At 48.8% G+C, this 8,961-nt stretch carries 8 protein-coding genes, 1 tRNA gene and 1 pseudogene; 7 read left to right on the forward strand and 3 right to left on the reverse strand.

Features of this window, described 5'->3' with window-relative positions; translation table 11 throughout:
- Window positions 1-177: 177 nt before the first annotated feature.
- Window positions 178-253: transfer RNA gene (locus RTK32_RS14360), tRNA-Asn, on the reverse strand.
- Between the two features lie 284 nt (window positions 254-537).
- Here RTK32_RS14360 and RTK32_RS14365 point away from each other — a divergent pair.
- The 4 genes from RTK32_RS14365 to RTK32_RS14380 all read left to right on the forward strand — a co-directional run bounded on the left by RTK32_RS14365 (window position 538) and on the right by RTK32_RS14380 (window position 4,985).
- Window positions 538-1,161 carry a hypothetical protein gene (locus tag RTK32_RS14365; protein WP_312045108.1) on the forward strand — a complete coding sequence of 208 codons (624 nt, stop codon included), beginning with the start codon at window positions 538-540 and terminating at the stop codon, window positions 1,159-1,161.
- A gap of 435 nt (window positions 1,162-1,596) precedes the next feature.
- Window positions 1,597-2,193 carry a DsrE family protein gene (locus RTK32_RS14370; protein WP_312045109.1) on the forward strand — a complete coding sequence of 199 codons (597 nt, stop codon included), beginning with the start codon at window positions 1,597-1,599 and terminating at the stop codon, window positions 2,191-2,193.
- 828 nt (window positions 2,194-3,021) lie between these two features.
- Entirely contained in the window at window positions 3,022-4,422 is a 1,401-nt protein-coding gene (locus RTK32_RS14375) for a PLP-dependent aminotransferase family protein (RefSeq protein ID WP_312045110.1), read from the forward strand.
- Window positions 4,423-4,520: 98 nt separating this feature from the next.
- Window positions 4,521-4,985 carry a YlaC family protein gene (locus RTK32_RS14380; RefSeq protein ID WP_312045111.1) on the forward strand — a complete coding sequence of 155 codons (465 nt, stop codon included), beginning with the start codon at window positions 4,521-4,523 and terminating at the stop codon, window positions 4,983-4,985.
- A 734-nt stretch (window positions 4,986-5,719) separates the two neighbouring features.
- Here RTK32_RS14380 and RTK32_RS14385 read toward each other — a convergent pair.
- Complete coding sequence (locus tag RTK32_RS14385) at window positions 5,720-6,679, reverse strand: hypothetical protein (RefSeq protein WP_312045112.1); 960 nt, start codon at window positions 6,677-6,679, stop codon at window positions 5,720-5,722.
- A 2-nt stretch (window positions 6,680-6,681) separates the two neighbouring features.
- On the reverse strand, window positions 6,682-7,110 hold the full coding sequence (locus RTK32_RS14390; RefSeq protein ID WP_312045113.1) for a CesT family type III secretion system chaperone: 429 nt from the start codon (window positions 7,108-7,110) through the stop codon (window positions 6,682-6,684).
- Window positions 7,111-7,345: 235 nt separating this feature from the next.
- Here RTK32_RS14390 and RTK32_RS14395 point away from each other — a divergent pair.
- The 3 genes and pseudogenes from RTK32_RS14395 to RTK32_RS14405 all read left to right on the forward strand — a co-directional run bounded on the left by RTK32_RS14395 (window position 7,346) and on the right by RTK32_RS14405 (window position 8,810).
- Window positions 7,346-7,607: pseudogene (locus tag RTK32_RS14395) on the forward strand (transcriptional regulator).
- A gap of 698 nt (window positions 7,608-8,305) precedes the next feature.
- Entirely contained in the window at window positions 8,306-8,626 is a 321-nt protein-coding gene (locus RTK32_RS14400) for a hypothetical protein (protein ID WP_312045114.1), read from the forward strand.
- Complete coding sequence (locus tag RTK32_RS14405) at window positions 8,610-8,810, forward strand: hypothetical protein (protein ID WP_409451099.1); 201 nt, start codon at window positions 8,610-8,612, stop codon at window positions 8,808-8,810. Before RTK32_RS14400 ends, RTK32_RS14405 begins: the two co-directional genes overlap by 17 nt.
- The last annotated feature ends 151 nt before the right edge of the window (window positions 8,811-8,961 follow it).

An 8,961-nucleotide genomic window follows, 5' to 3' on the forward strand; every position in this document is an offset into this window, starting at 1 on the left:
GGCATTACGCTATTATTGAACTGGACGCTCGGTCAGACCCTGTTCTTCAGCAGAGAGAAAGAAGAAAGGCATCAGGAAAGATTTGCAGGCTAATCAGCTGCATCAAAAAAGAAAAACGCGTGGTCAGCATAAAGCAAAAAAACCTGCTTAAGTTTCCTTAAGCAGGTTTCTCAAATTTGGCTCCTCTGACTGGACTCGAACCAGTGACATACGGATTAACAGTCCGCCGTTCTACCGACTGAACTACAGAGGAATCGTTTGAACGGGGCAAATCATAACGAGGACGCAGCAGACTGTCAAAGGGGAAATGTTATTTTTGAGTTTGACTGATTTAAATATAAGCAAAAAAAGAAAGATTCTGTTCCGGGGGGGGCAGAGTTGAATAAAAAAGCACAACAATCGGCTAAAAAAATAAGCAACGGGGTGAAGGGCGCCTCTGAACGTTTATCGTTAATCCGGGAATTAAGGTCAATAGACAACGTTATTAAAGCGATAGGGAACGGCCCGGACTATTTCTTTTTAAACAAGGAGTAGCAAATGGCCGCCGTTTCAACAGAGACAATTAGTGGTGCTATCATTACGGGTATTGAAAAAGCGCATGAAGATTATCGTCAAATGTCCGGAGGATATTGGGTCTGGACAGCTGCCGAATATATGCTGACCACCTATATCGCTAAGGCTTTAAGCGACATGCCGGGCGCCAAATTTGTGACGCTTGAAAGCAATGGTCTTAGCTCGATGGATCATGCGGGTGCAATCGCGCCAGGCCCTAAGCCGGCGAAGGCTCGTTTAAGCGGCCGTTTCGATGTTCTGCTTTGGTGGGGCAAAGCACAACCTCGGGCAGTGATTGAAGTTAAAAATCAGCCGGGTGGCCCGTCGGGCTGGTATCACGATATTGAAAGGATCACGTCGGTGCTTTCTATCAACCGTGACGCTTCATCCATTAAATTCGGCGTATTTGCTTACTATTACTCGGCGGCGGATGGCGAATTACTCAGCGGTGCGCAAAAAGTGCTGAATAAATTTGAACGCGTGGAAAGCTATGTCAGGGAGAATATTTCTGAGCGCTACCGGGTGGAGCAGATTATGTCCGATATTCATGATGAGGGCAGCGAGGGTGCCTGGGGTGCCGCCTGTTTAATTATCAGTCCAACCCGGTGAGAAAGACGGCAGCGTTTGGCAAAAGGGGACGCTGAAAACTCACATCCACGCGGTTATTTATCCGGCTTAAGTGGCTTTAAGCGGGCCGCTTAAACAGGGCCTGCTGGTTGGCCTCGGCTCAGCTACCACGCAACCGTTTCGCCAAACAAGCCGGAATTTTCTTCCGTCAGACCTTATCAAATTACACTCACGAGTCTGATAAAGATAACGTGTTTGGATGTTTGAAACAGGCGATGCTCATTTTTTATCATCAGGATCGGGTGGCTAATCCTACCCACTGTGGTAGAGAAAACGCTAAGTCATAACGATTTTATGACAGTAATAGCTCAATTCCCTCCTCTGCTGTATTGTGATCACGTTCAGAAAGGTCATGATAAAAACGGCTGTTTTCTGGCAATATTTTCCACTAACAGCTCTTCCGGTCAGGGGGATGAAATGCGTACTGTAGTGATTAGCGTGGCTATTGCCATTGCGGGTGGTTTTCTTGGGGCAGCTTTAAGCCAGCGCATTATGCACTCTCCCTCACAGCTTGAGGCAATGCCGCTTGAATCCGATTCCGGATGGATCACTCCGGCCATCAAGGGCTATGGCAACATTCCCCAGGACAGCAGAAGCGGATTTCAGCCGAGCCTGACACTCAGCAATAAAGTCGTATTCAAGGTAAGCCGCGGTGCCGCCCGCCCGGCACTGGTCAATCCGGCACTCGATCAGGTCGCACGAGTGGTTAATACCTACGTAGCGGCGGGGGTGCCGGTACAACAGCTGAAGTTTGTGGTGGCGGTCAATGGCGAAGCGACATCAGCCATGCTGGATAACGCACACTTTCGGCAGCGCTTTGGGGTGGATAACCCGAATCTCGTTCTGATTTCTGAACTCAAGCAGCAGGGAATCGACGTCGCGGTGTGCGATCAGGCATTAGCCTGGCACCATTATAAACCGCAATGGATCGCTACTTCGGTGACCCATGCACTATCAGCACTGACCACAATCTCAACCTTGCAAAACAAGGGGTACGCGTTGCTGATTATGTAAGACAAGCCGTGCCGGCAATAGAATTTGCTTTTTGCCCACGCCCGAAAGGTAATCCTACAGCGTCAGAAATCTTTTTACTGCACGTAAGAGAATCACTATTGCGTCAGAAAGCTCTAATTGTGAGCCTCAGGCGGGAAAGAGAGAGGCGTAACAGCATCAGCGGCTAACCCGACCTTCACACCAGTGGTTAGAGCACCTGACCAAAGGGCTTTGCTCTTAAATAGGAGGCGCTGTCAGCGCTTGTGTCTGACTCTTGTCCAACAGTCCAACAGTCCAACAGTCCAACAGTCCAACAGTTCTACAGTTCTACAGTTCTACAGGTCTACAGGTCCAACAGTCCAACAGTTCCACAGAATTGTCCGGCTCGCGGGTTACACCCTGTTACCGCGATCCTGCCTGCGTTGATTTTACTGACAAGTTACGACACCGCAGAGAATGAAAAGTCGGGTGCCTTGCTTATGCTTACCCCCTGAATACCCTCGTGATTTACCTGTAAACGGCACGTTGGGTAATGTTAACTTCGTTAACAATCTCCTTCACTCATCTTACCTAATCGCCTCATTACTCTTGCATCATATCAAAGCAAACCAGCCCTAACAGATGCAATCAATCAAGGAAGGCTATTGCATTCTTTTGCCTGATGTGTTGCTAAGTGAAATTAAAATTTTTTAATTATAAACAATTAGTTAAATTGTTTTTTATCACCCTTGCTCGTGGTGGCAAGCCCTCTGAATACATTAATTATGCAATCATAGATGCAATCAAGTTTAACATTGATTTTTTTTATGGTATCAATAATAAAAAAGTGGTTATCTCTGTGAGCTAAAGATGAACGCATTACCCTTCACCCGCTGGGCAACAAGAATTCAGCATGAATCTCAGCGTCCGGCTTATTTACTGATAGCGGATATGATCGCAGAAGGTATCGGTAGCGGCGAGTTTCCCGCTCATTACCGCTTACCTCCGTTACGTGAACTGGCGGCTATCCTTGGTCTGAACTACACAACCGTTACCCGCGGCTATGCGGAAGCTCGCCGTAGAGGATTGATTGATTCACGCCCTGGATTGGGAAGCTTTATACGTAGCAAAGCTTCTTCGCTTCCTAAGGTGACCAGTAGCTATGAAATGACCATGAATGCGCCTGTAGAACCGGATATGCGCTTTCTGGAAGAGGAGATGCGTAACGGCGTTATCAATCTTTTTAATCGCAGCAGTATAACGGACCTAATGCGCTATCAGGATTTTGGCGGAACAGCTGAAGATAAAGCAGTAGCAATGCACTGGATTGGCCAAAAATGTAAAGTCAACAACCCGTCAGAGATCCTGGTATGTCCGGGGATACATGTTGCCTTAGTTGGGCTGCTAACATTAACGAAAAGAAAGAACAGCGCCTTATGCGTAAGCAACCTGGTCTATCCAGGTATAAAAGCAATCGCCAGCCAGCTTAATATTAAATTAAAAGTCGTCAGCTGTGATAAAGATGGCCCTATACCTTCCTCTCTGGAAGCGCTCTGCAAGCTGGGTCTTATCAGTTCTTTTTATATTAATCCGACTTTGCATAACCCGACAACATTGACGATACCGTTAAAACGCAGAACCGAATTAGCGGAGATATGTTTACGTTATGATATAGCCGTCATTGAAGATGATGCCTATGCCGCTTTAATGAAGGATTACATCCCCGCTTTTGCGGAAATAATACCAGGATTGACATGGTATATAACCGGTTTATCCAAGTGTTTAGGTCCCGGTTTACGTATCGGCTTCGTGAAATGTCCCGATAAACAGTCTGCACATCTACTCAGCGGGATACTTCGTACGTTGACGGTGATGTCCAGTCCCTTTACCAATGCTCTGGCCTGCCAGTGGATCACCGATGGCACAGCCGAGCGAATGTTAGCCGCCGTGCGTACAGAAGCTAAACAGCGCCAAAAATTAGCCGCCCTCCACCTGGCAGGGCTCGATTATAGCGCTGATGAAAACGGTTATCATATATGGTTACCGATCCCGGAGATCATCAGCACTAATTCCTCTGATGTCGCTGCTAAGCTGCGTGAGCAAGGCATTAGCGTTGTGTCAGGTGTGGCCTTTTGTACAGATAATAGCCCGCCAAACAATATACGCCTTTCTCTGGGAGGCGCGCAAACGCGGCAACAATGCGAAGAAAATCTTAAAACCTTAGGCGGATTGTTATCCAACCCGTATCACTTTTCCAGCATAGCTATATAGCTCAGGGACTCACCATGCCTGCATTGAACATGAAGAATTAGTAGTTGCATTTTTATTGAAAGAAACGGTTATCTGATAATTTTTAGAAGGTTAAGGCAATGAACAACAAATTTGATGATGTTTTGCAAGAAGAGTTAGACAGAATCAACGTAGAGCAAAATCGCAACGATCGGCCATATTTTGATGTCAGTTTTGTCAAACAATATCCTGGGCTTTACGGACTAATGTGTTTCCTTTTCTTACTGACTATCAGCCTCTTACTCTACTCAGATTCTTTTGGCACACCTGAGTATATAATCTGCTGCCTGATTTTTGCTGTCTGTAATTTCTTTTTCTTCTTTCATATTAACCCGTCATACAGGGTTAAAGATATTGACAGAGGGGCATGGAAAAACTGTTATACCGGTGACTGGTATATGGAAGTACACGTGCGGGAAGAATTTGTGAAAAGAATATTTTCTGAAAATATTTTAACGGATGATGAAAAAGAACGCCTGAAAAAGCAGTATGATAAAAAAGGCTATTTATATTTCGCTGATATTTATCGGGTCAGACATCATTAACGATTACAGGCGTTAGCAAGGCTTTTAAAATCCTTGCTAACATCCAGCCTGTTATGCGCAGTTTTTTATTACCTATAAACAGGCAGACAAGGGCATTCTCTGGCACATCGTTACCGCACCTTTAGTCTTCATCAGCCGGTAGCCTTTGAACGGGCGTATGCTATGCAGGTCTTTACTTCACAGAACAGAGTATGAACGCTGTCAGTTCTCAGTTCTCAGTTCTCAGTTCTCAGTTCTCAGTTCTGAGTTCTCAGTTGATGCAGCGCCACCTTCTGAAACGCTTTCTGCACCCGCTTCCATTAGCCTGATTTCCCCGGCAGTTATGCTGGGGCACAGCTTAAAATAATCGGTGGGACAGATAAAGCTTCCTGTCGGATGACATATTTTCTCTGTAGAAAAAGGGCGGGTAAATCCCCATTACCGAGTGACATATAATCTGTGCAGAAGAGGGGGCAGGTAAGCCCCATTACCGAGTGGTATATAATTTGTGCAGGAGAGGGGGTAGATAAGCCCCATTACCGAATGATATATAATCTGTGCAAAAGAGTGGGCAGGTAAGCCCCGCAACCGAATGGGACAGGCTCTGTTTAGCAACAGGTTATAATGCACTCAATCGATAACCTTCAACTGTCATTGGTGAGGCGCTGTAAGCCTTGTGGTAGTCGTTGAAAGCGTGCAGTTCCCCCTCGCTTATCACCAAAATATACGGCATGCGCCGGTCGCTGATGCCTTATTCAGAAACGCTTTGCCTTGCCATAGCCCCCGGGATCGTCGGCTGCAGCCTTTTCATATTTCTCAATGGTCCGTCGGGCACTGGATAATGATGATGCAGACATGACGTCAAAAGGCTTCGCCTCTCGGTCAGGATGGTCAGTGAAGCGGGTGCTGGGATCTTTCGCCAGCGAACGTACGTCATAACGTCCAGGCTCCTGCGCACGCGCACTTTCTACCATATGTTTGACAAATTTTTTCCCCACTGGCGGATAGGTAGTTGAGGTTAATATATCCTCAATCTCCGCCATCGGCATGGTACGCACATGGCGCAGTGCCCATTGGGCGTGCGGATCGGGGCGGGGATCGTTTCGCTGCTGGATAACGTCAAGCCGGCCTGGATCGAGTTTGCTGTTATCCAGCGTGGTTACAATCGGCAAATGTTGCCAGGCATCAAGCACTACCGGATCTTCCTGCCGTTTGTCTCCTAACAGCACCAGCACATGGTCGTTATTGTAGAGCGTATTAAACACCGGCTTACCGGCTCCTCTGGCTGCTACTTGCGTGTAGGCCAGATCGGCAAAGGACTGGCAATGTCCTCCCTGCACCCTCAGGGCGCTGTTTCCACTCGCATAAGCGCGATCCAGGTTTGTCCCAGCGTCAGGAAACCGCTGTGTAAACGCTTCGCTGGCTTCCTGACTGAAGCGGCCCGTGGCGCGCACGGCCATGATACCGCGCATCGCACTCTCTCCCTTATCGGCAACAAGCGGCAGCCACTGATTACCACCATGCCCTAATTGCCGACGCACTTCCTGTTGGACTTGCGCCGCCAGCTCCATACTTTGCAGCGTTTGTGGTGAAACTACCCTGACCTGATGCTGAAAGGGACCGGATGCCTGCATTTGCGTGGCGCTGAGGCTCTGATGAGCGGGCTGGCTCTGCTGGGACTGTCGGCTGCTGCCGGAGGAAAATATACGCATCATAATCAGGCTCCCATTTCATCAGGAAGGGGCTGGCTGATAATGCCCAGACGCTGTCCCAGCGTATGAGTATAAAAAGCCATATTTTCGTACAGGGCAATCAGGGCCTGAGGATCGGCCATGTTCATCGGCAAGCGTGACCATATTACTATCTCGTCACTGTTTGCCGAAGCCGCCAGCACAATGGGCGGGGAATATTCGTTCATCAAATTTGCCTGCAGGAGTTCCCAGAGAAGCTCAGTCGTGATGTCATTGGCTGCCCTGAAAGGAAGCAGGCAGCTAAAGGTGATGTGGTTATCGGGATAATGCAAAAGCCGCAGCGATAAATCTGACCACATCACTAACTCAAAGGCTTCTTCATCGCCCCGCCTCTCAGGCGTCAGCTTGAGGTAAGTGAACAAGGGGATAAGAGCACCATGTAAAGATGTTGGCATAAATTTTCCTTTTTACTTGTTTCGGGCAGCAAACCGGCAAGGCAACGGCATCCCGATCCGGCTTCACCGCAAAGTAAGAAAGAGTAAGTGAACAGAAAAACCGCCTGGTTCCTTAAGCGGTGGCGCAATAGCAAGCAGATGTGACGCGGTTAAAATAGTCGCGTTGATAAAGGAAAATTAACGGGCCTTGTTTCTGCCCGTTTGCCGGTTAAAGCCTGCAACGCTTTAAAAGCTTATTGCGGATGATAAGCTGGAAGTTATCGCCGTACACAGGCGATAGCCATGGAGATCCTGCTCAATATCCCTTTTGCTGAACCGGGTGAGACGGGGCAAAAACGCAGGGTGAAATGGCACAGGTTTTGGGCATCCACCAACCTACCGCCGCCAGCATGGAAAAGCGGGGCGCGCGATTCGAACTTTCTACGTTCAGGCGCAACCTAATGGCAACAGGTGGTGAATGGCACCTCAATGTGGAACTACCGGACGGTTCCCGCTAAGGTTTTGCTCTGTCTGGTGGCCGCGATGCGGCCATGTACCGGAAAGCATGCTTTCCGGCACGAAACGGCGTGCGCCAGTACATGCGGGCTGGATGCCATTATTGCCTACCGCATGGGGGTAATGTCGTGGCTGAACGCCGCGCCAAATCCCCCGAGGTTAAAGGCGGCAAACCATCGCCCGCTACGCGCGCCCCCCTTTAAGACGGTCGCTTTCGTCTTTTTATTCCCTTTGCTCGTTCCTCGCAGCGGGAACAAAAGGGAAGCTGACCTTTAAAGAGGGGGACGCGCCACGTTACCGGCTTTTGGCCGGAGACTTAGCCGCGAGGGTGGGCGGGGCGATGCCCCCCAAATAAACCGCTGTCGTGGGCGACAGCTTTTTGATCGCTGGGGCGGCGAAATTTATTCGGCTCCCCCCGGCTGGCAAAATCCGCGTGGCGCGGCTGTTTGCCGGTGAGGCGCGGTGCCTGAACTATTTTCGCTCCTTAACCTGCGAAAATAATTCTGTCCGCTACCTTATTCTTATGGCCTGCATTTCTTCACTCCTTAATCCGAAAAAAGTGGTGGAATAAAAGCGTAAAGACCCAGATAAAGCAGGATTATACAAATAACTTAGTAATTATTGCTTAATTCGCATTTAACTCCTTGCCCAACCAATACTACAGTAACCTTTCTGGTTAAATGTTAACAAGGTAGTTAATATGAGTAGTGATAATTTTATTAGTCAGCATAATATTTTTGTTCATCAAATTTCCAGGCCCCACGGCGAACCTCTGGCAGAGAATTTCCGCTTCGTTGAGCAGCCGCTGGAACCCTTGGGAGAAGGGGCTGCATGGGTCGAGAATGTCCACTTCTCGGTCGATCCTTATATGCGGGAGTGTATGGATGGTGACTGGGAATTAAACGAACCCTTAGAAGGTAGAACGATTGGGCGAGTGATACGCTCGAATACGTCAGCCCTGCGTTCAGGTGACTGGGTATTTCATCGCAAAGGCTGGCGTAACTATGCATATTCCGCATGACAAGCTGGCACGCGTTTACGCTTATGACGCGATGGGGTCGTTTGTCGCTATCCCCGTTGGCGAGCTGGCCGCCGGGCCGCTGGTGATGCACTTTGGCAACGCCAGGGTTTTGTGGGTGTGTGCCGTCACGGTAATGATAGCGACCGCTGTCACCAGCCGGATACGCGCTGTTCGCCAGCTGTAAAAAGGCGGCGACCCCAAAAAGATCTATCTTCTGCGCGTCTCCAGCCAGGTGCTGATGAGCCTGAAAACCTCGGCGGGATTTTCATATAAAAATAGGTGGCCGCCTGTAACAGCTCTCATTTCAATATTGTCGGCCTCGCCGGATTTAAGGC

Origin of the sequence: Erwinia sp. (genome assembly GCF_031978025.1) — a bacterium.
Taxonomy (GTDB): domain Bacteria; phylum Pseudomonadota; class Gammaproteobacteria; order Enterobacterales; family Enterobacteriaceae; genus Erwinia.